The sequence below is a fragment of the Pseudomonas sp. GL_093 genome, from assembly GCF_057837605.1.
This window is the reverse complement of sequence record NZ_CM174448.1, coordinates 6,306,113-6,329,097: the sequence shown is the minus strand read 5'-3', so window position 1 is coordinate 6,329,097 and position 22,985 is coordinate 6,306,113. Positions and strand designations below refer to the sequence as shown.

General features: G+C 54.7%; 22 protein-coding genes and 4 tRNA genes. All 26 read left to right on the top strand.

Annotated elements, in window-relative coordinates:
- Nucleotides 1-2 precede the first annotated feature (2 nt).
- The 26 genes from AC3IUE_RS29285 (at nucleotide 3) to rpsC (ending at nucleotide 22,973) form a co-directional block, all read left to right on the top strand.
- On the top strand, nucleotides 3-443 hold the full coding sequence (locus AC3IUE_RS29285) for a hypothetical protein (RefSeq protein ID WP_056743442.1): 441 nt from the start codon (nucleotides 3-5) through the stop codon (nucleotides 441-443).
- 142 nt (nucleotides 444-585) lie between these two features.
- Nucleotides 586-670 (top strand) — tRNA-Tyr (locus AC3IUE_RS29280).
- Nucleotides 671-693: 23 nt separating this feature from the next.
- Nucleotides 694-767: transfer RNA gene (locus AC3IUE_RS29275), tRNA-Gly, on the top strand.
- 26 nt (nucleotides 768-793) lie between these two features.
- Nucleotides 794-869: transfer RNA gene (locus AC3IUE_RS29270), tRNA-Thr, on the top strand.
- Between the two features lie 84 nt (nucleotides 870-953).
- Nucleotides 954-2,147, top strand: a complete 1,194-nt coding sequence (tuf, locus tag AC3IUE_RS29265; protein ID WP_007896619.1) for an elongation factor Tu — start codon at nucleotides 954-956, stop codon at nucleotides 2,145-2,147.
- A 53-nt stretch (nucleotides 2,148-2,200) separates the two neighbouring features.
- Nucleotides 2,201-2,276, top strand: a tRNA-Trp gene (locus AC3IUE_RS29260).
- Nucleotides 2,277-2,321: 45 nt separating this feature from the next.
- A complete protein-coding gene (gene secE / locus AC3IUE_RS29255) occupies nucleotides 2,322-2,690 on the top strand; it encodes a preprotein translocase subunit SecE (RefSeq protein WP_008145488.1) in 369 nt (122 codons plus the stop codon).
- 9 nt (nucleotides 2,691-2,699) lie between these two features.
- Nucleotides 2,700-3,233, top strand: coding sequence for a transcription termination/antitermination protein NusG (gene nusG / locus AC3IUE_RS29250; RefSeq protein WP_007896622.1), 534 nt, complete (start codon nucleotides 2,700-2,702; stop codon nucleotides 3,231-3,233).
- Nucleotides 3,234-3,350: 117 nt separating this feature from the next.
- The gene (rplK, locus tag AC3IUE_RS29245; protein WP_003210097.1) at nucleotides 3,351-3,782 is read left to right on the top strand and encodes a 50S ribosomal protein L11; all 432 of its coding nucleotides are present in this window, start codon (nucleotides 3,351-3,353) and stop codon (nucleotides 3,780-3,782) included.
- Nucleotides 3,782-4,477, top strand: coding sequence for a 50S ribosomal protein L1 (gene rplA, locus AC3IUE_RS29240; RefSeq protein WP_007896626.1), 696 nt, complete (start codon nucleotides 3,782-3,784; stop codon nucleotides 4,475-4,477). The genes rplK and rplA overlap by 1 nt, the downstream gene beginning before the upstream one ends.
- Before the next feature lie 198 nt (nucleotides 4,478-4,675).
- The gene (gene rplJ / locus AC3IUE_RS29235; protein WP_008145489.1) at nucleotides 4,676-5,176 is read left to right on the top strand and encodes a 50S ribosomal protein L10; all 501 of its coding nucleotides are present in this window, start codon (nucleotides 4,676-4,678) and stop codon (nucleotides 5,174-5,176) included.
- Between the two features lie 80 nt (nucleotides 5,177-5,256).
- The gene (gene rplL, locus AC3IUE_RS29230) at nucleotides 5,257-5,622 is read left to right on the top strand and encodes a 50S ribosomal protein L7/L12 (protein WP_008145490.1); all 366 of its coding nucleotides are present in this window, start codon (nucleotides 5,257-5,259) and stop codon (nucleotides 5,620-5,622) included.
- A gap of 220 nt (nucleotides 5,623-5,842) precedes the next feature.
- The gene (gene rpoB / locus AC3IUE_RS29225; RefSeq protein ID WP_056743440.1) at nucleotides 5,843-9,916 is read left to right on the top strand and encodes a DNA-directed RNA polymerase subunit beta; all 4,074 of its coding nucleotides are present in this window, start codon (nucleotides 5,843-5,845) and stop codon (nucleotides 9,914-9,916) included.
- A 64-nt stretch (nucleotides 9,917-9,980) separates the two neighbouring features.
- Nucleotides 9,981-14,180 (top strand): DNA-directed RNA polymerase subunit beta', encoded by a 4,200-nt coding sequence (gene rpoC, locus AC3IUE_RS29220; RefSeq protein ID WP_046047315.1) that lies wholly within the window; start codon nucleotides 9,981-9,983, stop codon nucleotides 14,178-14,180.
- Between the two features lie 216 nt (nucleotides 14,181-14,396).
- The gene (gene rpsL / locus AC3IUE_RS29215) at nucleotides 14,397-14,768 is read left to right on the top strand and encodes a 30S ribosomal protein S12 (protein WP_002555494.1); all 372 of its coding nucleotides are present in this window, start codon (nucleotides 14,397-14,399) and stop codon (nucleotides 14,766-14,768) included.
- A 118-nt stretch (nucleotides 14,769-14,886) separates the two neighbouring features.
- On the top strand, nucleotides 14,887-15,357 hold the full coding sequence (gene rpsG / locus AC3IUE_RS29210) for a 30S ribosomal protein S7 (RefSeq protein ID WP_002555493.1): 471 nt from the start codon (nucleotides 14,887-14,889) through the stop codon (nucleotides 15,355-15,357).
- A 30-nt stretch (nucleotides 15,358-15,387) separates the two neighbouring features.
- Nucleotides 15,388-17,493 (top strand): elongation factor G, encoded by a 2,106-nt coding sequence (fusA, locus tag AC3IUE_RS29205; protein ID WP_056743438.1) that lies wholly within the window; start codon nucleotides 15,388-15,390, stop codon nucleotides 17,491-17,493.
- Nucleotides 17,494-17,524: 31 nt separating this feature from the next.
- Complete coding sequence (gene tuf / locus AC3IUE_RS29200) at nucleotides 17,525-18,718, top strand: elongation factor Tu (RefSeq protein WP_046047317.1); 1,194 nt, start codon at nucleotides 17,525-17,527, stop codon at nucleotides 18,716-18,718.
- Between the two features lie 141 nt (nucleotides 18,719-18,859).
- A complete protein-coding gene (gene rpsJ / locus AC3IUE_RS29195) occupies nucleotides 18,860-19,171 on the top strand; it encodes a 30S ribosomal protein S10 (protein ID WP_003186070.1) in 312 nt (103 codons plus the stop codon).
- Nucleotides 19,172-19,251: 80 nt separating this feature from the next.
- Nucleotides 19,252-19,887: a 50S ribosomal protein L3 gene (gene rplC / locus AC3IUE_RS29190; RefSeq protein ID WP_003186059.1), complete on the top strand. Its 636-nt coding sequence runs from the start codon at nucleotides 19,252-19,254 to the stop codon at nucleotides 19,885-19,887.
- A gap of 12 nt (nucleotides 19,888-19,899) precedes the next feature.
- Complete coding sequence (rplD, locus tag AC3IUE_RS29185; protein WP_046047318.1) at nucleotides 19,900-20,502, top strand: 50S ribosomal protein L4; 603 nt, start codon at nucleotides 19,900-19,902, stop codon at nucleotides 20,500-20,502.
- Nucleotides 20,499-20,798, top strand: coding sequence for a 50S ribosomal protein L23 (rplW, locus tag AC3IUE_RS29180; protein WP_002555488.1), 300 nt, complete (start codon nucleotides 20,499-20,501; stop codon nucleotides 20,796-20,798). Before rplD ends, rplW begins: the two co-directional genes overlap by 4 nt.
- 14 nt (nucleotides 20,799-20,812) lie before the next feature.
- Nucleotides 20,813-21,637, top strand: a complete 825-nt coding sequence (gene rplB, locus AC3IUE_RS29175) for a 50S ribosomal protein L2 (RefSeq protein ID WP_003176423.1) — start codon at nucleotides 20,813-20,815, stop codon at nucleotides 21,635-21,637.
- Between the two features lie 16 nt (nucleotides 21,638-21,653).
- Nucleotides 21,654-21,929, top strand: a complete 276-nt coding sequence (rpsS, locus tag AC3IUE_RS29170; RefSeq protein WP_002555486.1) for a 30S ribosomal protein S19 — start codon at nucleotides 21,654-21,656, stop codon at nucleotides 21,927-21,929.
- 11 nt (nucleotides 21,930-21,940) lie between these two features.
- Complete coding sequence (gene rplV / locus AC3IUE_RS29165; protein ID WP_003103908.1) at nucleotides 21,941-22,273, top strand: 50S ribosomal protein L22; 333 nt, start codon at nucleotides 21,941-21,943, stop codon at nucleotides 22,271-22,273.
- Nucleotides 22,274-22,286: 13 nt separating this feature from the next.
- Nucleotides 22,287-22,973 (top strand): 30S ribosomal protein S3, encoded by a 687-nt coding sequence (rpsC, locus tag AC3IUE_RS29160; RefSeq protein ID WP_003176422.1) that lies wholly within the window; start codon nucleotides 22,287-22,289, stop codon nucleotides 22,971-22,973.
- Nucleotides 22,974-22,985: the final 12 nt, after the last annotated feature.

Here is a 22,985-nt window from a genome sequence, read left to right as displayed (position 1 = left end):
TTATGCGTTGGTTGTTTCTGCTGCTGCTTGTTCTCAATGTGTTCTATTACGTCTGGCACCAGCAAGAGGCTCCTCTGCGTGCGAAGGATGTAACCCCTTTGAATTTATATAGGGGTTCGCAGCAGGATATTCGCTTGTTGAGTGAAACGACTGACGCGGCTCGTGATAAAGGAAAGCCTACCCAGGCAGACGATGGATGCCTCTATCTTGGCGGTTTTACTCGTCAGGAGGCAGCTCAGGCGGTTGAGCGGCGATTGAGCGGCATGGAAATCAAGTTTGAGTCCTTGCTGAGGCCTCCCGCCGACTCTGATGGTTACTGGGTGCGTGTGGCACCAGAAAGCCGGCGTTGGCTGGATGATTCGCAGCTGAAAAACCTTTCTAGAGAATTCAATGAGTTAAAACATAAAATAATGCCGTGCGAGGGGGTTGCACCCGCCGAATAGTTTGCATAGAATGGCGCCCGCTTCGCAGTGAAGACCTTTAACGGTTAACACCGCAAAGTGATGTCAACGCAGCTAACCTCAGGTTTTTAATGAGAAAATGCTTGACAGAAGGCTGGCATGATATAGAATGCCGGCTCGCTTAGGAGGGGTTCCCGAGCGGCCAAAGGGATCAGACTGTAAATCTGACGTCTACGACTTCGAAGGTTCGAATCCTTCCCCCTCCACCATTTTTAGCGAGAGCTGCAAGCTCGCGGGTATAGTTTAGTGGTAGAACCTCAGCCTTCCAAGCTGATGATGCGGGTTCGATTCCCGCTACCCGCTCCAAGTTTGCAGATCCTGCACAGCGTTACGCTCTTGTAGCTCAGTTGGTAGAGCACACCCTTGGTAAGGGTGAGGTCAGCGGTTCAAATCCGCTCAAGAGCTCCATATAACAAGGCAGATATGAAAATATCTGCCTTTGTTTTAATGGCTTGTTTGACCTGCTTAATTCTTCTCCTAGGGGTGGTTTTGATGGCTAAGGAAAAGTTCGAACGTAATAAGCCGCACGTCAACGTTGGTACCATTGGTCACGTCGATCACGGTAAAACAACTCTGACTGCTGCTTTGACTCGCGTCTGCTCCGAGGTTTTCGGTTCGGCAAAGGTTGACTTCGACAAGATCGATAGCGCCCCTGAAGAAAAAGCTCGTGGTATTACCATCAACACCGCTCACGTTGAGTACGATTCGGCTGTGCGTCACTACGCACATGTTGACTGTCCAGGTCACGCTGACTACGTAAAAAACATGATTACCGGTGCTGCTCAGATGGATGGTGCGATTCTGGTTTGCTCGGCCGCTGATGGTCCGATGCCGCAAACCCGTGAGCATATCCTTCTGTCCCGCCAGGTTGGCGTTCCGTACATCGTTGTCTTCCTGAACAAGGCTGACATGGTCGATGATGCTGAGCTGCTGGAGCTGGTTGAGATGGAAGTGCGCGACCTGCTGAGCACTTATGATTTTCCGGGTGATGACACTCCGATCATCATTGGTTCGGCGCTGATGGCGCTGAATGGTCAAGACGACAACGAGATGGGCACTACTGCTGTCAAGAAGTTGGTCGAGACTCTGGATAGCTACATTCCGCAGCCTGAGCGTGCTATTGATAAGCCGTTCCTGATGCCGATCGAGGATGTTTTCTCGATCTCCGGTCGCGGTACTGTTGTGACTGGTCGTGTTGAGCGTGGCATTGTCCGCATTCAGGAAGAGGTTGAGATTGTTGGTCTTCGTGACACTGTCAAAACTACTTGCACTGGTGTTGAGATGTTCCGCAAGCTGCTCGACGAAGGTCGTGCTGGCGAGAACTGCGGCGTATTGCTGCGTGGTACCAAGCGTGATGATGTTGAGCGTGGCCAGGTTCTGGTTAAGCCGGGCACTGTCAAGCCGCATACCAAGTTCACTGCTGAAGTTTACGTTTTGAGCAAGGAAGAGGGTGGTCGTCATACGCCATTCTTCAAAGGCTACCGTCCACAGTTCTACTTCCGGACCACTGACGTGACCGGTAACTGCGAACTGCCGGAAGGCGTTGAGATGGTGATGCCAGGTGATAACGTCCAAATGACGGTCACTCTGATCAAAACCATCGCAATGGAAGATGGTCTGCGTTTCGCCATTCGTGAAGGCGGTCGTACCGTCGGCGCTGGTGTCGTTGCTAAGGTTATCGAGTAAATTGTTGTAATGTCTTTTTCGGGCCGGCATAATGGTCGGCCTGATTTTGTTTTAGGTCAGTAGCTCAATTGGCAGAGCGACGGTCTCCAAAACCGTAGGTTGGGGGTTCGATTCCCTCCTGACCTGCCAGATTCACTTGGTGTGTCTGGCTTTCTTTTCACAGGATCTTCATAGATGACTCCTAAAGCTGAAGCTCAAGGCTCTCGCTTCGATCTGCTCAAGTGGCTAGTAGTAGTTGCTTTGGTGGTTGTTGGCGTTGTTGGCAATCAGTATTACTCTGCTTCGCCGATCCTGTACCGCGTACTTGCTTTGCTCGCCATTGCTGCTGTAGCTGCCTTTGTAGGCCTGCAGACGGTCAAGGGCAAGTCTTTCTTTGTACTGGTTAAGGAAGCTCGCACCGAGATTCGTAAAGTCGTATGGCCAACTCGCCAAGAAACCACGCAGACCACGTTGATTGTTGTGGCTGTTGTTCTGGTTATGGCGTTGCTGTTGTGGGGGCTTGATTCCCTGCTCGGCTGGCTTGTTTCCTTGATTGTCGGCTAAGGGTGTCCCGTGGCTAAGCGTTGGTACGTTGTGCATGCTTACTCCGGTTACGAGAAGCATGTCATGCGCTCGTTGGTAGAGCGCGTAAAGCTGGCTGGCATGGAAGATGGCTTCGGCGAAATTCTGGTTCCCACTGAAGAAGTGGTTGAAATGCGTAATGGCCAGAAACGCAAAAGCGAGCGCAAGTTCTTCCCAGGTTATGTGCTGGTTCAGATGGATATGAATGAGGGTACTTGGCACTTGGTCAAGGATACTCCTCGGGTGATGGGCTTTATCGGCGGTACTGCGGATAAACCTGCACCTATTACTGATAAAGAGGCAGAAGCGATTCTGCGTCGCGTTGCTGATGGTAGCGACAAGCCGAAGCCGAAGACGTTGTTCGAGCCAGGTGAGTCGGTGCGTGTCAATGACGGTCCGTTTGCCGACTTTACCGGCACGGTCGAAGAAGTTAACTACGAGAAGAGCCGGATCCAAGTGGCAGTGCTCATTTTCGGTCGCTCTACTCCGGTAGAGCTAGAGTTCAGCCAGGTCGAAAAGGTCTAGCTGAACAAGCATCCCAACCCCGCAGCCCTAGGCTGTGGGGTTTTGTCGTCACTGGGATAAACGCGCAAGTAACCGGGGAGCCTTTCGAGGCGTTCGAACCCGTAATTGGAGTGCCTCATGGCCAAGAAGATTACCGCTTACATCAAGCTGCAAGTGAAGGCCGCTCAGGCTAACCCAAGCCCACCTGTTGGTCCTGCTCTGGGTCAGCACGGCGTGAACATCATGGAATTCTGCAAGGCTTTCAACGCCCGTACTCAGGGTATTGAACCAGGTCTGCCGACTCCAGTGATCATCACTGTCTACAGCGACCGTAGCTTCACTTTCGAAACCAAATCCACACCTGCTTCGGTTCTGCTGAAGAAAGCTGCTGGTCTGACTAGCGGTTCCGCTCGTCCGAACACAGTTAAGGTTGGCACCGTTACCCGTGCTCAGCTGGAAGAAATCGCGAAAACCAAAAACGCGGATCTGACTGCAGCTGATATGGACGCGGCCGTGCGTACTATCGCCGGTTCTGCTCGTAGCATGGGCCTTAACGTGGAGGGTGTGTAATGGCTAAGTTGACCAAGCGTCAAAAGGCTATCGCCGGCAAAATCGAAGCAGGCAAGTCCTACAACTTTGTAGACGCTGCTGCTCTGCTGGCTGAGCTGTCGACCGTCAAGTTCAGCGAGTCGTTCGACGTTGCTGTAAACTTGGGCGTTGACCCGCGTAAATCCGACCAGGTCGTTCGTAGCGCTACTGTGCTGCCACACGGCACTGGCAAGACCGTTCGCGTTGCTGTGTTCACCCAGGGTCCAGCTGCTGAGGCCGCTTTGGCTGCCGGCGCTGACCGTGTAGGTATGGACGATCTGGCTGCCGAAATGAAAGGCGGCGACCTGAACTATGACGTAGTTATCGCATCCCCGGATGCAATGCGCGTTGTTGGTCAGTTGGGTCAGATCCTGGGCCCACGTGGCCTGATGCCTAACCCTAAAGTCGGCACCGTAACGCCAGACGTAGCTACCGCGGTTAAGAACGCCAAGGCTGGTCAGGTTCGTTATCGCACCGACAAAAACGGCATCATCCACACCTCCGTTGGCAAGGTTGGCTTCGACGCCGTCAAACTGAAGGAAAACGTTGAAGCCCTGATCGCTGATCTGAAGCGTATCAAGCCTGCTTCCTCGAAAGGTATTTACGTCAAGCGCGTTACCCTGAGCACCACCATGGGTCCAGGCCTGGTCATCGACCAAGGTTCGCTCGACGCGTAAGACACAGGTTGGCGCAAGCGATTGCGCCAATTGAAAGATTGGGGTCCCTGCCTGGCGGGGGCTATCCAAGACCGTAGGCGACGCAAGTCTTAAACCTCAAGCCTACGCAGATGGTGCTCCCGGTTCCTTACCGAATCAGACACCAAAACGACATCTGGCCTCGGTTGGATGAAACGGTAACAAGCAGGAGTTTTTCCCGTGGCAATTAAACTTGAAGACAAGAAGGCCATCGTCGCTGAAGTCAACAAGGCTGCCCAAGTTGCTCTGTCCGCTGTCGTGGCTGATGCCCGTGGCGTAACAGTAGGCGCTATGACCGGACTCCGTAAAGAGGCTCGTGAAGCTGGCGTTTACGTACGTGTTGTACGTAACACCCTGCTCAAGCGCGCCGTTGCTGGCACTCAATATGACGTGCTCAACGACGTGTTCACCGGCCCGACCTTGATTGCATTCTCCAAAGATCATCCGGGCGCTGCTGCTCGTATCTTCAAAGAGTTCGCAAAAGGTCAGGATAAGTTCGAGATCAAGGCAGCTGCGTTCGAGGGCAAGTTCCTCGCAGCTAATCAGATCGACGTACTGGCAAGCCTGCCGACCCGTGACGAAGCAATTTCTCAGCTGATGAGCGTGATTCAAGGCGCAACCAGCAAATTGGCTCGTACTCTGGCGGCTCTTCGCGACCAGAAAGAAGCTGCCGCAGCCTAAGGCTGAGCGACTCCTTTCAGCGTTTATTGTTTATTTCGATGGCCGCGTAGGCTGTCACCCCAATACAGGAATTTATAGTCATGTCTCTGACTAACGACCAAATCATCGAAGCAATCGGCGAAAAATCCGTTCTGGAAATCGTTGAGCTGATCAAGGCCATGGAAGAGAAGTTCGGCGTTTCCGCTGCCGCTGCTTCCGCTGGTCCAGCTGCTGTCGCTGCCGTTGTTGAAGAACAAACTGAATTCAACGTCATGCTGCTGGAAGCTGGCGAGAAGAAAGTTAACGTGATCAAGGCAGTACGTGAACTGACCGGTCTGGGCCTGAAAGAAGCCAAGGCTGTAGTTGACGGCGCTCCTGGCGTTGTTCTGGAAGCTGTTTCGAAAGACGCAGCTGACAAAGCAAAAGCCACTCTGGAAGAAGCAGGCGCTAAAGTCGAGCTGAAGTAAGCATCGACTTTGCGTCTCCAGCCCGAGCGTTAAGCGAAAGGCTGATGGCTGGTGGCTCTTGCCACCGGCCTTTTTCCGTTATTGGCAGCCGACTGGGTCGGTGCTGATAACGAGCTGTAACCACCCGATGCGGTGGCGCAAACCATGGGGTTTGCACGATTTTCTGGCTGCTCCCGTCGGGAGGGGCCAAACAAGCAGGTGACCAAGCTGGGGAACGCTGATGGCTTACTCATATACTGAGAAAAAACGTATCCGCAAGGACTTTAGCAAGTTGCCGGACGTCATGGATGTGCCGTACCTCCTGGCCATCCAGCTGGATTCGTATCGTGAATTCTTGCAAGCGGGAGCGACTAAAGATCAGTTCCGCGACGTGGGCCTGCATGCGGCCTTCAAATCCGTTTTCCCGATCATCAGCTACTCCGGCAATGCTGCGCTGGAGTACGTCGGTTATCGCCTGGGCGAACCGGCATTTGATGTCAAAGAATGCGTATTGCGCGGTGTAACTTATGCCGTACCTTTGCGGGTAAAAGTGCGCCTGATCATTTTCGACAAAGAATCGTCGAACAAAGCGATCAAGGACATTAAAGAGCAAGAAGTCTACATGGGTGAAATCCCCCTGATGACTGAGAACGGTACCTTCGTAATCAACGGTACCGAGCGTGTAATCGTTTCCCAGCTGCACCGTTCCCCGGGCGTGTTCTTCGACCACGACCGTGGCAAGACGCACAGCTCCGGCAAACTGTTGTACTCGGCGCGTATCATTCCTTACCGCGGTTCGTGGCTGGACTTCGAGTTCGACCCGAAAGACTGCGTATTCGTGCGTATCGACCGTCGTCGCAAGCTGCCTGCATCGGTACTGCTGCGCGCGCTCGGCTATACCACCGAAGAAGTGCTGGACGCTTTCTACACCACCAACGTTTTCCACCTGAGCGGCGAAACCCTCAGTCTGGAACTGATTGCTTCGCGTCTGCGTGGTGAAATCGCTGTTCTTGATATTCAGGACGAGAAGGGCAAGGTCATCGTTGAGGCTGGTCGTCGTATTACTGCGCGCCACATCAACCAGATCGAAAAAGCCGGTCTCAAGACCCTGGAAGTGCCTCTGGACTACGTCCTGGGTCGCACTACCGCCAAGGCCATCGTGCATCCGGCAACCGGCGAAATCCTGGCTGAGTGCAACACCGAGCTGAACACCGAGATCCTGGCAAAAATCGCCAAGGCCCAGGTTGTTCGCATCGAAACTCTGTACACCAACGATATCGACTGCGGTCCGTTCGTCTCCGACACGCTGAAGATCGACTCCACCAGCAACCAATTGGAAGCGCTGGTCGAGATCTATCGCATGATGCGTCCAGGCGAGCCGCCAACCAAAGACGCTGCCGAGACTCTGTTCAACAACCTGTTCTTCAGCCCTGAGCGCTATGACCTGTCTGCGGTCGGCCGGATGAAGTTCAACCGTCGTATCGGTCGTACCGAGATCGAAGGTTCGGGCGTGTTGTGCAAGGAAGACATCGTTGCGGTGCTGAAGACTCTGGTCGACATCCGTAACGGCAAAGGCATCGTCGATGACATCGACCACTTGGGTAACCGTCGTGTTCGCTGCGTAGGCGAAATGGCCGAGAACCAGTTCCGCGTTGGCCTGGTACGTGTTGAGCGTGCGGTCAAAGAGCGTCTGTCGATGGCTGAAAGCGAAGGCCTGATGCCGCAAGACCTGATCAACGCCAAGCCAGTGGCTGCGGCGGTGAAAGAGTTCTTCGGTTCCAGCCAGCTTTCCCAGTTCATGGACCAGAACAACCCGCTGTCCGAGATCACCCACAAGCGTCGTGTTTCTGCACTCGGCCCTGGCGGTTTGACTCGTGAGCGTGCTGGCTTTGAAGTTCGTGACGTACACCCGACTCACTACGGTCGTGTATGCCCGATTGAAACGCCGGAAGGTCCGAACATCGGTCTGATCAACTCCCTGGCCGCTTATGCGCGCACCAACCAGTACGGCTTCCTCGAGAGCCCGTACCGTGTGGTGAAAGACGCTCTGGTCACCGACGAGATCGTGTTCCTGTCCGCCATCGAAGAAGCTGATCACGTGATCGCTCAGGCTTCGGCCACGATGAACGACAAGAAAATGCTGATCGACGAGCTGGTAGCTGTTCGTCACTTGAACGAGTTCACCGTCAAGGCGCCGGAAGACGTCACCTTGATGGACGTTTCTCCGAAGCAGGTAGTTTCGGTTGCAGCGTCGCTGATCCCGTTCCTCGAGCACGATGACGCCAACCGTGCGTTGATGGGTTCGAACATGCAGCGTCAAGCTGTACCAACCCTGCGCGCTGACAAGCCGCTGGTCGGTACTGGCATGGAGCGTAACGTAGCTCGTGACTCCGGCGTTTGCGTCGTGGCTCGTCGTGGTGGCGTTATCGATTCCGTCGACGCCAGCCGTATCGTGGTTCGTGTTGCTGATGATGAAGTTGAAACCGGTGAAGCTGGTGTCGACATCTACAACCTGACCAAATACACCCGCTCCAACCAGAACACCTGCATCAACCAGCGTCCGCTGGTGCGTAAAGGTGATCGGGTTCAGCGTAGCGACATCATGGCTGACGGCCCGTCCACCGACATGGGTGAACTGGCGCTGGGTCAGAACATGCGCATCGCGTTCATGGCCTGGAACGGTTACAACTTCGAAGACTCCATCTGCCTGTCGGAACGAGTTGTTCAAGAAGATCGCTTTACCACGATCCACATTCAGGAACTGACCTGTGTGGCACGTGACACCAAGCTTGGGCCAGAGGAAATCACTGCAGACATCCCGAACGTGGGTGAAGCTGCACTGAACAAGCTGGACGAAGCCGGTATCGTTTACGTAGGTGCTGAAGTTGGCGCAGGCGACATCCTGGTTGGTAAGGTCACTCCGAAAGGCGAGACCCAGCTGACTCCGGAAGAAAAACTGCTGCGTGCCATCTTCGGTGAAAAAGCCAGCGACGTTAAAGACACCTCCCTGCGCGTGCCTACCGGCACCAAGGGTACCGTCATCGACGTACAGGTCTTCACCCGCGACGGCGTTGAGCGTGATGCTCGTGCACTGTCGATCGAGAAGACTCAACTCGACGAGATCCGCAAGGACCTGAACGAAGAGTTCCGTATCGTTGAGGGCGCTACTTTCGAACGTCTGCGTTCCGCTCTGGTCGGCCGCAAAGCCGAAGGCGGCGCCGGTCTGAAGAAAGGTCAGGAAATCACCGACGAAGTTCTCGACGGTCTTGAGCATGGTCAGTGGTTCAAACTGCGCATGGCTGAAGATGCTCTGAACGAGCAGCTCGAGAAGGCTCAGGCCTACATCGTTGATCGCCGCCGTCTGCTGGACGACAAGTTCGAAGACAAGAAGCGCAAACTGCAGCAGGGCGATGACCTGGCTCCAGGCGTGCTGAAAATCGTCAAGGTTTACCTGGCAATCCGTCGCCGCATCCAGCCGGGCGACAAGATGGCCGGTCGTCACGGTAACAAAGGTGTGGTCTCCGTGATCATGCCGGTTGAAGACATGCCGCACGATGCCAATGGCACCCCGGTCGACGTCGTCCTCAACCCGTTGGGCGTACCTTCGCGTATGAACGTTGGTCAGATCCTTGAAACCCACCTGGGCCTCGCGGCTAAAGGCTTGGGCGAGAAGATCAACCGGATGATCGAAGAGCAGCGCAAAGTCGCTGAGCTTCGTAAATTCCTGGACGAGATCTACAACCAGATCGGCGGTCGTAACGAAGATCTGGATAGCTTCTCCGACCAGGAAATCCTGGATCTGGCGAAGAACCTGCGTGGCGGCGTTCCAATGGCCACTCCAGTGTTCGACGGCGCCAAGGAAAGCGAAATCAAGGCCATGCTGAAACTGGCAGACCTGCCAGAAAGCGGCCAGATGCAGCTGACCGACGGCCGTACCGGCAACAAGTTCGAGCGCCCGGTTACTGTTGGCTACATGTACATGCTGAAGCTGAACCACTTGGTAGACGACAAGATGCACGCTCGTTCTACCGGTTCGTACAGCCTGGTTACTCAGCAGCCGCTGGGTGGTAAGGCGCAGTTCGGTGGTCAGCGTTTCGGGGAGATGGAGGTCTGGGCACTGGAAGCATACGGTGCTGCTTACACTCTGCAAGAAATGCTCACAGTGAAGTCGGACGATGTGAACGGCCGTACCAAGATGTACAAAAACATCGTGGATGGCGATCACCGTATGGAGCCGGGCATGCCCGAGTCCTTCAACGTGTTGATCAAGGAAATTCGTTCCCTCGGCATCGATATCGATCTGGAAACCGAATAACACGTGACGCGAATCGAGAGCGGGGCAGGATTGCCCGCTCTCTGCTCCGCCAGGAGGAAAGGCCTTGAAAGACCTACTGAATTTGCTGAAAAACCAGGGTCAAGTCGAAGAGTTCGACGCCATCCGTATTGGATTGGCATCGCCTGAGATGATCCGTTCGTGGTCGTTCGGTGAAGTTAAAAAGCCGGAAACCATCAACTACCGTACGTTCAAACCTGAGCGTGACGGCCTGTTCTGCGCCAAGATCTTTGGCCCGGTAAAGGATTACGAGTGCCTGTGCGGTAAGTACAAGCGCTTGAAGCACCGCGGTGTGATCTGCGAGAAGTGCGGCGTTGAAGTCGCGCTGGCCAAAGTTCGTCGTGAGCGCATGGCGCACATCGAACTGGCCTCGCCAGTTGCCCACATCTGGTTCCTGAAATCGCTGCCGTCGCGTATCGGCTTGCTGATGGACATGACCCTGCGTGATATCGAACGCGTTCTCTACTTCGAGAGCTATGTCGTTATCGATCCAGGCATGACCACCCTTGAAAAAGGTCAGCTGCTCAACGATGAGCAGTACTTCGAAGCGCTGGAAGAGTTCGGCGACGATTTCGATGCCCGCATGGGTGCCGAAGCTGTCCGTGAACTGCTGCACGCTATCGACCTGGAGCACGAGATTGGCCGTCTGCGTGAAGAAATTCCGCAAACCAACTCCGAAACCAAAATCAAGAAGCTGTCCAAGCGTCTGAAGTTGATGGAAGCCTTCCAGGGTTCCGGCAACCTTCCAGAATGGATGGTGCTGACCGTTCTGCCGGTTCTGCCGCCAGATCTGCGTCCACTGGTCCCGCTGGATGGCGGTCGCTTCGCGACTTCCGACCTCAACGATCTGTATCGTCGAGTGATCAACCGTAACAACCGCTTGAAGCGCCTGCTTGATCTGTCCGCTCCGGACATCATCGTGCGCAACGAAAAGCGTATGTTGCAGGAAGCTGTCGACGCACTGCTCGATAACGGTCGTCGTGGCCGCGCTATCACCGGTTCCAACAAGCGTCCTCTGAAATCCCTGGCTGACATGATCAAGGGTAAACAAGGTCGTTTCCGTCAGAACTTGCTCGGTAAGCGTGTTGACTACTCCGGTCGTTCGGTAATTACCGTAGGTCCGACCCTGCGTCTGCACCAGTGCGGTCTGCCGAAGAAAATGGCTCTCGAGCTGTTCAAACCGTTCATTTTCGGCAAGCTGGAAATGCGTGGTCTCGCGACCACCATCAAAGCTGCCAAGAAGATGGTCGAGCGCGAGCTGCCAGAGGTTTGGGACGTTCTCGCTGAAGTGATCCGTGAACACCCGGTTCTCCTCAACCGTGCACCGACCCTTCACCGTCTGGGTATCCAGGCGTTTGAACCGGTACTGATCGAAGGTAAGGCTATCCAGCTGCACCCGTTGGTCTGTGCTGCGTACAACGCCGACTTCGACGGCGACCAAATGGCCGTGCACGTACCGCTGACACTGGAAGCCCAGTTGGAAGCGCGTGCGTTGATGATGTCGACCAACAACATTCTGTCGCCAGCCAACGGTGAGCCAATCATCGTTCCGTCGCAGGACGTTGTATTGGGTCTGTACTACATGACTCGTGAAGCGATCAACGCCAAGGGCGAAGGTCGTGTGTTTGCGGATCTGCAAGAAGTTGACCGTGTGTTCCGTGCCGGCGAAGCCGCACTGCACGCTAAAGTCAAAGTGCGGATCAACGAAACCGTCAACGACCGTGATGGCGGCAGCGTGAGCGGCACTCGTATCGTCGACACCACTGTCGGCCGTGCGCTGTTGTTCCAGGTTGTTCCACCTGGCCTGTCGTACGACGTCGTCAACCAGCCGATGAAGAAAAAGGCGATCTCCAAGCTGATCAACCAGTGCTACCGCGTGGTTGGTTTGAAAGAGACCGTGATCTTCGCTGACCAGTTGATGTACACCGGTTTTGCCTATTCGACCATTTCCGGCGTTTCCATCGGTGTTAACGACTTCGTTATCCCGGATGAAAAAGCCCGCATCATCAATGCTGCTACTGATGAAGTGAAAGAGATCGAAAGTCAGTACGCCTCCGGCCTGGTAACCCAGGGCGAGAAGTACAACAAAGTGATCGACCTTTGGTCCAAGGCGAACGACGAAGTTTCCAAGGCGATGATGGCCAACCTCTCGAAAGAGAAAGTCATCGACCGCCATGGCGTCGAAGTCGACCAGGAATCCTTCAACTCGATGTACATGATGGCCGACTCGGGCGCACGGGGTTCTGCTGCGCAGATCCGTCAGCTCGCCGGTATGCGTGGCCTGATGGCCAAGCCGGATGGTTCCATCATCGAAACGCCGATTACTGCGAACTTCCGTGAAGGTTTGAGCGTACTTCAGTACTTCATCTCCACTCACGGTGCTCGTAAAGGTTTGGCGGATACCGCGTTGAAAACTGCGAACTCCGGTTACCTGACTCGTCGTCTGGTAGACGTGGCGCAGGATCTGGTTGTGACCGAGATCGATTGCGGCACCGAGCATGGCCTGGTAATGACTCCGCACATTGAAGGCGGTGACGTTGTTGAGCCGCTGGGTGAGCGCGTATTGGGTCGTGTTATTGCCCGTGACGTGTTCAAGCCAGGTACCGAAGAAATCATCGTTCCTGCCGGCACGCTGGTAGACGAGAAGTGGGTTGAGTTCATCGAGCTGAACAGCATCGATGAAGTGATCGTGCGTTCGCCGATCAGCTGCGAAACCCGCTATGGCATTTGCGCCAAGTGCTACGGCCGTGACTTGGCTCGTGGTCACCAGGTGAACATCGGTGAAGCGGTCGGCGTTATCGCTGCCCAGTCCATCGGTGAACCGGGTACCCAGCTGACCATGCGTACGTTCCACATCGGTGGTGCCGCTAGCCGGACCTCCGCTGCGGACAGCGTCCAGGTGAAGAATGGCGGTACCGTTCGTCTGCACAATTTGAAGCACGTTGAGCGAGTGGATGGTTGCCTGGTTGCTGTGTCCCGTTCCGGTGAGCTGGCAATCGCTGATGACTTCGGTCGTGAGCGCGAGCGTTACAAGCTGCCGTACGGTGCTGTGATTTCGGTTAAAGAAGGTGACAAGGTCGACGCTGGCGCAATCGTGGCCAAGTGGGATCCGCACACTCACCCAATCGTTACCGAAATGAAAGGTACCGTGACCTACGTGGGCATGGAAGAAGGCATCACGATCAAGCGTCAGACTGACGAATTGACCGGTATGACCAACATTGAAGTACTCGACGCCAAAGACCGTCCAGCTGCCGGTAAAGATATCCGTCCTGCTGTGAAGATGGTTGATGACAACGGCAAGGATCTCTTGCTGCCGGGTACCGACGTAATTGCTCAGTACTTCCTGCCTGCTAACGCCCTGGTTGGTGTAGCGGACGGTGCGAAGATTGCGATCGGTGACGTTATCGCTCGTATCCCGCAAGAGACTTCGAAGACCCGTGACATCACCGGTGGTCTGCCACGTGTTGCCGACTTGTTCGAAGCACGTCGTCCGAAAGAAGCCTCGATTCTGGCTGAAGTCAGCGGCACCATCGCGTTCGGTAAAGAGACCAAAGGCAAGCGCCGTCTGGTTATCACCCCGAACGACGGTACCGATCCGTACGAAGAGCTGATTCCTAAGTGGCGTCACCTGAACGTCTTCGAAGGCGAACAGGTAAACCGCGGCGAAGTTATCTCCGATGGCCCGAGCGATCCACACGACATCCTGCGTCTGCTGGGTGTGAGTGCGCTGGCCAAGTACATCGTGAACGAGATCCAGGACGTTTATCGTCTGCAAGGCGTGAAGATCAACGATAAGCACATCGAGACCATCCTGCGTCAGATGTTGCGTAAGGTTGAAATCGCTGAATCCGGCGACTCGACTTTCATCAAGGGCGACCAGATGGAGTTGACTCACGTTCTGGTAGAGAACGAGCGTTTGGCTGGCGACGAGAAATTCGTTTCCAAGTTCACTCGCGTGCTGCTGGGTATCACCAAGGCGTCGTTGTCCACCGAATCGTTCATCTCGGCGGCTTCCTTCCAGGAAACCACTCGCGTACTGACCGAAGCGGCGGTAACCGGCAAGCGCGATTACCTGCGCGGCCTGAAAGAAAACGTGGTCGTGGGTCGTCTGATCCCGGCTGGTACTGGTCTGGCTTATCACAGCGAGCGCAAACGCCGTCGTGATGCTGACAAACCGTTGCGCGTAAGCGCCAGTGAAGTGGAAGCTGCACTGACCGAAGCGCTGAACTCGAGCGGTAACTGAGTTCTGCGGTAAATGAGCGTAAGGCCCTGGCCATTCCGTTCATCGAATCGAGACAATTTGTCGAGGTTGGATGAGTGAGGAGGTCGGGGCCTTGCCTTGACTGGGGGCAAGATCCTCTTTAGACTCTTGTACCCCTAAATTTGGCGGGAATTCGTTCCTGCCATTTTGCTTTTCTTGCAAGACAATAGCGTCGCAAGACAACAGTGGAGCTAGTAGATGGCAACTATCAACCAGCTGGTACGTCAGCCGCGTAAGCGTATCGTCGAGAAATCCGACGTGCCTGCGCTGCAGAACTGCCCGCAACGTCGTGGCGTATGCACCCGTGTGTATACCACCACGCCGAAAAAACCTAACTCGGCACTGCGTAAAGTATGCCGTGTGCGTCTGACCAACGGTTTCGAGGTTTCCTCGTACATCGGCGGTGAAGGCCACAACCTGCAAGAGCACAGCGTGGTACTGATCCGCGGCGGTCGTGTAAAAGACTTGCCAGGTGTTCGTTACCACACCGTACGCGGTTCTTTGGATACTTCCGGCGTTAAAGGTCGTAACCAGGGTCGCTCGAAGTACGGTACCAAGAAGCCTAAGTAGTAGTGGCTTTTTGTAAAAACTGATTTTCTATTTTTCTGAGTCGATAAGAGTAAGGTCGGAGGCGTCCCGAAAGGGCACCGATTCCGAGCGAACCTGAAGACCGTTTGAGGGCTTATCCATGCCAAGAAGACGCGTAGCAGCCAAGCGCGAAGTGCTTGACGATCCAAAATACGGAAGCCAAATCCTGGCCAAGTTCATGAACCACGTTATGGAAAGCGGCAAGAAAGCCGTTGCCGAGCGTATCGTTTATGGCGCGCTGGAGAAGGTTAAAGAACGCAAGAACAGCGACCCCCTGGAAATCTTCGAGAAAGCTCTCGACGCCATCGCTCCGCTGGTCGAAGTAAAGTCGCGCCGTGTAGGCGGTGCTACTTACCAGGTTCCGGTTGAAGTTCGTCCGTCCCGTCGTAACGCCCTGGCAATGCGCTGGTTGGTAGACTTCGCCCGTAAGCGCGGCGAGAAGTCTATGGCTCTGCGTTTGGCTGGCGAACTGTTGGACGCTGCCGAAGGTAAAGGTGCTGCAGTTAAGAAGCGTGAAGACGTGCACCGTATGGCTGAAGCCAACAAGGCTTTCTCGCACTACCGCTTCTAATTTTAGCGTCACTAATTTTGCGAGGGCTTTATGGCTCGTACTACACCGATTAATCGCTACCGTAACATTGGTATCGTTGCTCACGTGGATGCTGGTAAAACCACCACCACCGAGCGCGTCCTTTTTTACACTGGCAAAAGTCACAAGATGGGCGAGGTGCATGACGGCGCCGCGACCACAGACTGGATGGTGCAGGAGCAGGAGCGTGGTATTACCATTACTTCTGCTGCTATTACCGCCTTCTGGCAGGGTTCCGAGAAGCAGCACAAGGACCAATACCGCTTTAACGTTATTGATACCCCGGGCCACGTTGACTTCACTATTGAAGTTGAACGTTCCCTGCGTGTACTCGATGGCGCGGTCGTTGTGTTCTGCGGCACCTCGGGCGTTGAGCCTCAGTCGGAAACCGTATGGCGTCAAGCCAACAAATACGGCGTTCCACGTCTTGTTTACGTAAACAAGATGGACCGTGCTGGTGCGAACTTCCTGCGCGTGATCGGTCAGATCAAGCAGCGTCTGGGTCACACCCCGGTGCCAATCCAGTTGGCTATCGGTTCCGAAGACAACTTCCAGGGTCAGATCGATCTGATGGCTATGGAAGCTGTTTACTGGAATGACGCTGACAAAGGCATGGTTCCAGTTCGCAAGCCTATCCCTGCTGAACTGCAGGAACTGGCTGACGAATGGCGCGGCAACATGGTTGAAGCTGCGGCTGAAGCCAGCGAAGAGCTGATGAACAAGTACCTCGAGGGTGAAGAACTCACCAACGAGGAAATCAAGGCTGCTCTGCGTCAGCGTACTATCGCTGGTGAGATCGTCTTGGCTGTTTGCGGTTCTTCCTTCAAGAACAAGGGTGTTCCCCTGGTTCTCGACGCCGTTATCGACTACCTGCCTGCTCCAAGCGACATTCCTGCCATCAAGGGTACTGACCCTGATGACGAGACCCAGGAAATGGAGCGTCACGCAGACGACAGCGAGCCGTTCTCGGCTCTGGCGTTCAAGATCGCTACCGACCCATTCGTGGGTACCTTGACCTTTGTTCGAGTTTACTCGGGCGTGTTGGCCTCCGGCGACGGCGTGATCAACTCGGTTAAAGGCAAGAAAGAGCGTGTGGGTCGTATGGTGCAAATGCACGCAAACGCCCGTGAAGAAATCAAGGAAGTACGCGCTGGTGACATCGCGGCCTTGATCGGCATGAAGGACGTCACCACTGGTGAAACTTTGTGCAACGCTGACAAGCCAATCATCCTGGTTCGCATGGACTTCCCGGAGCCGGTTATTTCGGTTGCCGTAGAGCCTAAGACCAAGGACGACCAGGAAAAAATGGGTATCGCTCTGGGCAAGCTTGCTCAGGAAGATCCATCTTTCCGCGTCAAGACTGATGAAGAGACTGGTCAAACGATCATCTCCGGCATGGGCGAGTTGCACCTGGACATCCTGGTTGACCGGATGCGCCGTGAGTTCAACGTCGAAGCCAACATCGGTAAGCCTCAAGTTTCGTACCGTGAGCGCATCACGAAGAGCTGCGAAATTGAAGGCAAGTTCGTTCGCCAATCCGGCGGTCGTGGCCAGTTCGGTCACTGCTGGATTCGTTTTGCTCCTGCTGACGAAGGTCAGGAAGGTCTGCAATTCCTGAACGAAGTAGTGGGTGGTGTGGTTCCTAAGGAATACATCCCGGCTATCCAGAAGGGTATCGAAGAGCAGATGAAGAACGGCGTTGTTGCCGGCTATCCGCTGATCGGCCTGAAGGCTACCGTGTTTGATGGTTCCTACCACGACGTCGACTCCAACGAGATGGCGTTTAAGGTGGCTGCTTCCATGGCGACCAAGCAACTGGCCCAGAAGGGCGGTGGTGAGTTGCTTGAGCCGATCATGGCGGTAGAGGTTGTTACGCCTGAAGACTATATGGGTGACGTGATGGGCGACCTTAACCGTCGTCGCGGCATGATCCTGGGTATGGAAGACACGGTTTCCGGCAAAGTGATTCGCGCCGAGGTTCCGCTGGGTGAGATGTTCGGTTACGCAACCGACGTTCGTTCCATGTCCCAAGGTCGCGCAAGCTACTCTATGGAATTCAAAAAATACAATACAGCTCCGTCGCATATCGTCGAAACTGTTACCAAAAAACAAGGCTGATTCAGCCCCTTTAGGCTAGGAGTTAATTGTCGTGGCTAAAGAAAAATTTGACCGTACCCTCCCGCACGTCAACGTTGGCACCATCGGTCACGTCGACCACGGTAAAACCACGCTGACCGCTGCTCTGACTCGCGTCTGCTCCGAAATCTTCGGTTCGGCCGTTGTTGCTTTCGACAAAATCGACAGCGCTCCGGAAGAAAAGGCTCGTGGTATCACCATCAACACCGCACACGTTGAATACAACTCGCTGATCCGTCACTACGCTCACGTTGACTGCCCAGGTCACGCTGACTATGTGAAGAACATGATCACCGGTGCTGCTCAAATGGACGGCGCTATCCTGGTTTGCTCGGCCGCTGATGGTCCGATGCCGCAAACCCGTGAGCACATCCTGCTGTCCCGTCAGGTTGGCGTTCCGTACATCGTTGTCTTCCTGAACAAGGCTGACATGGTTGACGACGCTGAGCTGCTGGAACTGGTTGAGATGGAAGTGCGCGATCTGCTGAGCACTTACGACTTCCCAGGTGACGACACTCCGATCATCATCGGTTCGGCTCTGATGGCTCTGAACGGCCAAGACGACAACGAAATGGGTACCACCGCTGTTAAGCGCCTGGTAGAAACTCTGGACAGCTACATTCCGGATCCAGTTCGTGTTATCGACAAGCCGTTCCTGATGCCAATCGAAGACGTATTCTCGATCTCGGGTCGCGGTACTGTTGTAACTGGCCGTATCGAGCGCGGTATCGTCAAGGTTCAGGATCCACTGGAAATCGTTGGTCTGCGTGACACTACCGTCACCACCTGCACCGGTGTTGAAATGTTCCGTAAGCTGCTCGACGAAGGTCGTGCTGGCGAGAACTGCGGCGTGCTGCTGCGCGGCACCAAGCGTGACGACGTTGAGCGTGGCCAGGTTCTGGTCAAGCCAGGTTCGGTTAAGCCGCACACTACCTTCGAAGCTGAAGTGTACGTGTTGAGCAAAGAAGAAGGCGGTCGCCACACTCCGTTCTTCAAAGGCTACCGTCCACAGTTCTACTTCCGGACCACTGACGTGACCGGTAACTGCGAACTGCCGGAAGGCGTTGAAATGGTAATGCCAGGCGACAACATCAAAATGGTTGTCACCCTGATCAAAACCATCGCAATGGAAGATGGTCTGCGTTTCGCTATTCGTGAAGGCGGTCGTACCGTCGGCGCTGGCGTCGTAGCCAAAATCATCGCTTAATAAGTGATGACTTGAAAAAGCCCCCGCCTAGCGGGGGCTTTTTTATTGGGTTGACACTGTAGTAGCCCGTCTATAGAATTGCGCCTCCTTTTAACGGGCGTATTGCGCTCGCTGGGAATAGCAGCCGGAGTCTGAAATCCAATGCAAAATCAGCAAATCCGTATCAGGTTGAAGGCTTTTGACCATCGCCTGATCGACCAATCCACCCAGGAAATCGTGGAAACCGCGAAACGTACTGGTGCTCAAGTGCGTGGTCCAATTCCACTGCCTACCCGTAAAGAGCGGTTCACCGTTCTGGTCTCCCCGCACGTCAACAAAGACGCGCGTGACCAGTATGAGATCCGTACTCATAAGCGCGTTCTGGACATCGTCCAGCCAACGGATAAAACCGTTGATGCTCTTATGAAGCTTGATCTTGCGGCCGGTGTGGAAGTGCAGATCAGCCTCGGCTAAGACTCGGTCTTAGTCGTGTAACGCTCTGAAATGGGCGGCCATAGCGGGTGAAAGCCCCGTACACTCATGAGGTTTACAACATGACTATTGGTGTAGTCGGTCGTAAATGCGGTATGACCCGTATTTTCACCGAAGAAGGTGTCTCCATTCCGGTCACGGTCATTGAGATCGAACCGAATCGCGTCACCCAGTTCAAAACTGAAGAGACCGATGGCTATCGTGCAGTGCAAGTCACTGTAGGCGAGCGTCGTGCTTCGCGTGTTACAGCTGCTCAAGCTGGCCACTTCGCTAAAGCGAACGTTGCCGCTGGTCGTACCGTAATGGAATTCCGTCTTGAAGAAGGCGAGTACCAGGCCGGCGATCTGATCAACGCTGAAATCTTCGCCGCTGGTCAACTGGTTGATGTAACCGGTCAGTCCAAAGGTAAAGGCTTCCAGGGTACGATCAAGCGTTGGAATTTCCGCGGGCAAGATAATACCCACGGTAACTCCGTATCCCACCGCGTTCCAGGCTCTATCGGCCAGTGCCAGACTCCTGGTCGTGTATTCAAGGGCAAAAAAATGTCCGGTCATATGGGCGCTGAGCGCGTGACCGTGCAGTCCCTCGAAGTAGTGCGCGTGGACGCTGAACGCAATCTGTTGTTGGTCAAGGGCGCTGTTCCTGGCGCTACTGGCGGCAACTTGGTTGTACGTCCAGCAGCCAAGGCTCGCGGTTAAGGGGAAGCTGACATGCAATTAAATGTAAATGACGCTCAAGCGATCGAAGTTTCCGAACTGACGTTTGGCGGCGAGTTCAACGAGACGCTGGTTCACCAAGCAGTCGTGGCCTACATGGCCGGCGGCCGTCAAGGTACCAAGCAGCAAAAGACCCGTTCCGACGTTCGTGGTGGCGGTAAGCGCCCATGGCGTCAGAAAGGTACTGGCCGTGCTCGTGCCGGTACTATCCGTAGCCCAATCTGGCGTGGCGGCGGTACCACTTTCGCAGCTCGTCCTCAGGATCACTCCCAGAAGCTGAACAAGAAGATGTATCGCGCAGCAATGCGTTCCATCCTTGCTGAGCTGGTGCGTACTGATCGTCTGGTTGTGGTTCAGGACTTCGCTGTTGATGCACCGAAGACCAAAGATCTGCTGAACAAACTGACCGGCATGGGCCTGACTGACGTCTTGATCGTGTCTGAAGTAGTTGATCAGAACCTGTACCTGGCTGCTCGTAACCTGCCACACGTTGATGTACGTGACGTGCAAGGTTCCGATCCAGTTAGTCTGATCGCATACGACAAGGTGTTGATCACCGTGTCGGCCGTGAAGAAATTCGAGGAGCTGCTGGGATGAACCAGGAACGCGTATTTAAAGTTCTGCTTGGCCCGCACGTTTCCGAGAAGGCTACGGTTCTGGCTGACAAGAAAGGCCAGTTCGTTTTCAAGGTTGCAACTGACGCAACCAAGCTGGAAATCAAGAAGGCCGTCGAAAGCCTGTTCAGCGTGAAAGTAGAGCGTGTTACTACCCTGAATGTTCTGGGTAAGAGCAAGCGCACTGCTCGCGGTCTGGGCAAGCGTAATGACTGGAAGAAGGCAGTTATCTCCCTTCAGCCAGGCCAAGATCTCGATTTCAGCAGCAGTGCTGAGTAAGGAAGGGGTGCATCATGGCAATCGTTAAATGCAAACCGACTTCCCCTGGCCGCCGTTTTGTGGTCAAGGTGGTCAACCAGGAGCTGCATAAAGGCGCTCCTCACGCACCGCTGCTCGAGAAAAAATCGAAGACTGGTGGTCGTAACAACAATGGTCGTATTACCACTCGTCACATCGGTGGTGGCCATAAGCAGCATTATCGTCTGGTCGATTTCCGTCGCAACGACAAAGATGGCATCTCTGCCACTGTCGAGCGTATTGAATACGATCCAAACCGTACTGCTCACATCGCTCTGCTGCTGTATGCAGATGGCGAGCGTCGCTACATCATCGCCCCTAAAGGCGTGAGTGCTGGCGACCAGCTGATCGCAGGTGCTCTGGCACCGATCAAGCCGGGCAACGCTCTGCAACTGCGTAACATTCCAGTTGGTAGCACCGTACACGGCATCGAATTGAAGCCAGGTAAAGGCGCGCAAATCGCTCGTTCCGCTGGTGCTTCGGCTCAGCTGATCGCTCGTGAAGGTGTCTACGTGACCCTGCGTCTGCGTTCTGGTGAGATGCGTAAAGTGCTGGCTGAATGCCGCGCGACCCTGGGTGAAGTCTCGAACTCCGAGCACAGCCTGCGTTCGCTGGGTAAAGCTGGTGCCAAACGCTGGCGTGGCGTTCGCCCAACCGTTCGTGGTGTTGCCATGAACCCGGTTGACCACCCACATGGTGGTGGTGAAGGTCGTACCTCTGGTGGTCGTCATCCGGTATCGCCATGGGGCTTCCCGACTAAGGGCGCGAAGACTCGTGGTAATAAGCGTACCGACAAAATGATCGTCCGTCGTCGCAAGTAAATAGAGGGATACGACAGTGCCACGTTCTCTGAAAAAAGGTCCTTTTATCGATCTTCACCTACTGAAGAAGATCGAAGTGGCGGCGGAAAAGAATGATCGCAAACCGGTGAAAACCTGGTCGCGTCGTTCGATGATCCTGCCACAAATGGTCGGTTTGACCATCGCAGTACACAACGGTCGTCAACACGTCCCAGTTCTCGTTAACGAAGACATGGTCGGCCACAAACTGGGCGAGTTCGCCGGTACCCGCACTTATCGTGGGCACGTGGCAGACAAGAAAGCCAAGCGTTAAGGGGTTAGGAAATGGAAGTAGCCGCTAAGTTGTCGGGCGCTCGAATCTCCGCCCAGAAAGCCCGCTTGGTCGCCGACCAGATCCGCGGGAAGAAGGTGGGCGAAGCGCTCAACTTGTTGGCTTTCAGCAGTAAGAAAGCCGCCGAGATCATGAAGAAAGTGCTGGAGTCGGCCGTAGCCAACGCCGAGCATAACGAAGGCGCAGACGTTGATGACCTTAAAGTCAGCACCGTTTTCGTCAACGAAGGGCGTTCGCTGAAGCGCATCATGCCACGTGCCAAAGGCCGTGCTGATCGCATCGTCAAGCGGTCTTGCCATATCACTGTCAAGGTTGCTGACAAGTAACGGAGTCGAAGAGATGGGTCAGAAAGTACATCCCATTGGCATTCGCCTGGGAATCGTCAAGGAGCACACCTCCGTCTGGTACGCAGACGGTCGGACTTATGCGGACTATTTGTTCGCTGATCTGAAGGTGCGCGAGTATCTCCAAGACAAACTAAAAAGCGCGTCCGTAAGCCGTATCGATATCCATCGTCCGGCTCAGACTGCACGTATCACCATCCACACCGCTCGTCCAGGTATCGTTATCGGGAAGAAAGGTGAAGATGTTGAGAAACTGCGTCAGGACCTGACCAAGCAAATGGGTGTGCCTGTGCACATCAATATCGAAGAGATCCGCAAGCCGGAACTCGACGGTATGCTGGTTGCGCAGAGCGTAGCTCAGCAGCTGGAGCGTCGCGTAATGTTCCGTCGCGCTATGAAGCGCGCTGTTCAGAACGCCATGCGCATTGGTGCCAAAGGCATCAAAATCCAAGTGAGCGGTCGTCTCGGCGGTGCTGAAATCGCACGTACTGAATGGTATCGCGAAGGTCGTGTGCCACTGCACACCCTGCGTGCCGACATCGACTATGCCAACTACGAAGCTCACACCACTTACGGTGTGATCGGTGTAAAGGTTTGGATCTTCAAAGGCGAAGTAATTGGTGGTCGCCAAGAAGAACTGAAACCACAAGCACCAGCGCCTCGTAAAAAAGCTGCTAAGTAAGGGGTACGCCAA

What these genes read in the sequence shown, in the direction of transcription:
- AC3IUE_RS29285 (WP_056743442.1), top strand. Translation starts at nt 3, where the DNA reads ATGCGTTGGTTGTTTCTGCTGCTGCTTGTTCTCAATGTGTTCTATTAC.
- tuf (WP_007896619.1), top strand. Translation starts at nt 954, where the DNA reads ATGGCTAAGGAAAAGTTCGAACGTAATAAGCCGCACGTCAACGTTGGT.
- secE (WP_008145488.1), top strand. Translation starts at nt 2,322, where the DNA reads ATGACTCCTAAAGCTGAAGCTCAAGGCTCTCGCTTCGATCTGCTCAAG.
- rplK (WP_003210097.1), top strand. Translation starts at nt 3,351, where the DNA reads ATGGCCAAGAAGATTACCGCTTACATCAAGCTGCAAGTGAAGGCCGCT.
- rplA (WP_007896626.1), top strand. Translation starts at nt 3,782, where the DNA reads ATGGCTAAGTTGACCAAGCGTCAAAAGGCTATCGCCGGCAAAATCGAA.
- rplL (WP_008145490.1), top strand. Translation starts at nt 5,257, where the DNA reads ATGTCTCTGACTAACGACCAAATCATCGAAGCAATCGGCGAAAAATCC.
- rpoB (WP_056743440.1), top strand. Translation starts at nt 5,843, where the DNA reads ATGGCTTACTCATATACTGAGAAAAAACGTATCCGCAAGGACTTTAGC.
- rpsL (WP_002555494.1), top strand. Translation starts at nt 14,397, where the DNA reads ATGGCAACTATCAACCAGCTGGTACGTCAGCCGCGTAAGCGTATCGTC.
- rpsG (WP_002555493.1), top strand. Translation starts at nt 14,887, where the DNA reads ATGCCAAGAAGACGCGTAGCAGCCAAGCGCGAAGTGCTTGACGATCCA.
- fusA (WP_056743438.1), top strand. Translation starts at nt 15,388, where the DNA reads ATGGCTCGTACTACACCGATTAATCGCTACCGTAACATTGGTATCGTT.
- rpsJ (WP_003186070.1), top strand. Translation starts at nt 18,860, where the DNA reads ATGCAAAATCAGCAAATCCGTATCAGGTTGAAGGCTTTTGACCATCGC.
- rplC (WP_003186059.1), top strand. Translation starts at nt 19,252, where the DNA reads ATGACTATTGGTGTAGTCGGTCGTAAATGCGGTATGACCCGTATTTTC.
- rplD (WP_046047318.1), top strand. Translation starts at nt 19,900, where the DNA reads ATGCAATTAAATGTAAATGACGCTCAAGCGATCGAAGTTTCCGAACTG.
- rplW (WP_002555488.1), top strand. Translation starts at nt 20,499, where the DNA reads ATGAACCAGGAACGCGTATTTAAAGTTCTGCTTGGCCCGCACGTTTCC.
- rplB (WP_003176423.1), top strand. Translation starts at nt 20,813, where the DNA reads ATGGCAATCGTTAAATGCAAACCGACTTCCCCTGGCCGCCGTTTTGTG.
- rplV (WP_003103908.1), top strand. Translation starts at nt 21,941, where the DNA reads ATGGAAGTAGCCGCTAAGTTGTCGGGCGCTCGAATCTCCGCCCAGAAA.
- rpsC (WP_003176422.1), top strand. Translation starts at nt 22,287, where the DNA reads ATGGGTCAGAAAGTACATCCCATTGGCATTCGCCTGGGAATCGTCAAG.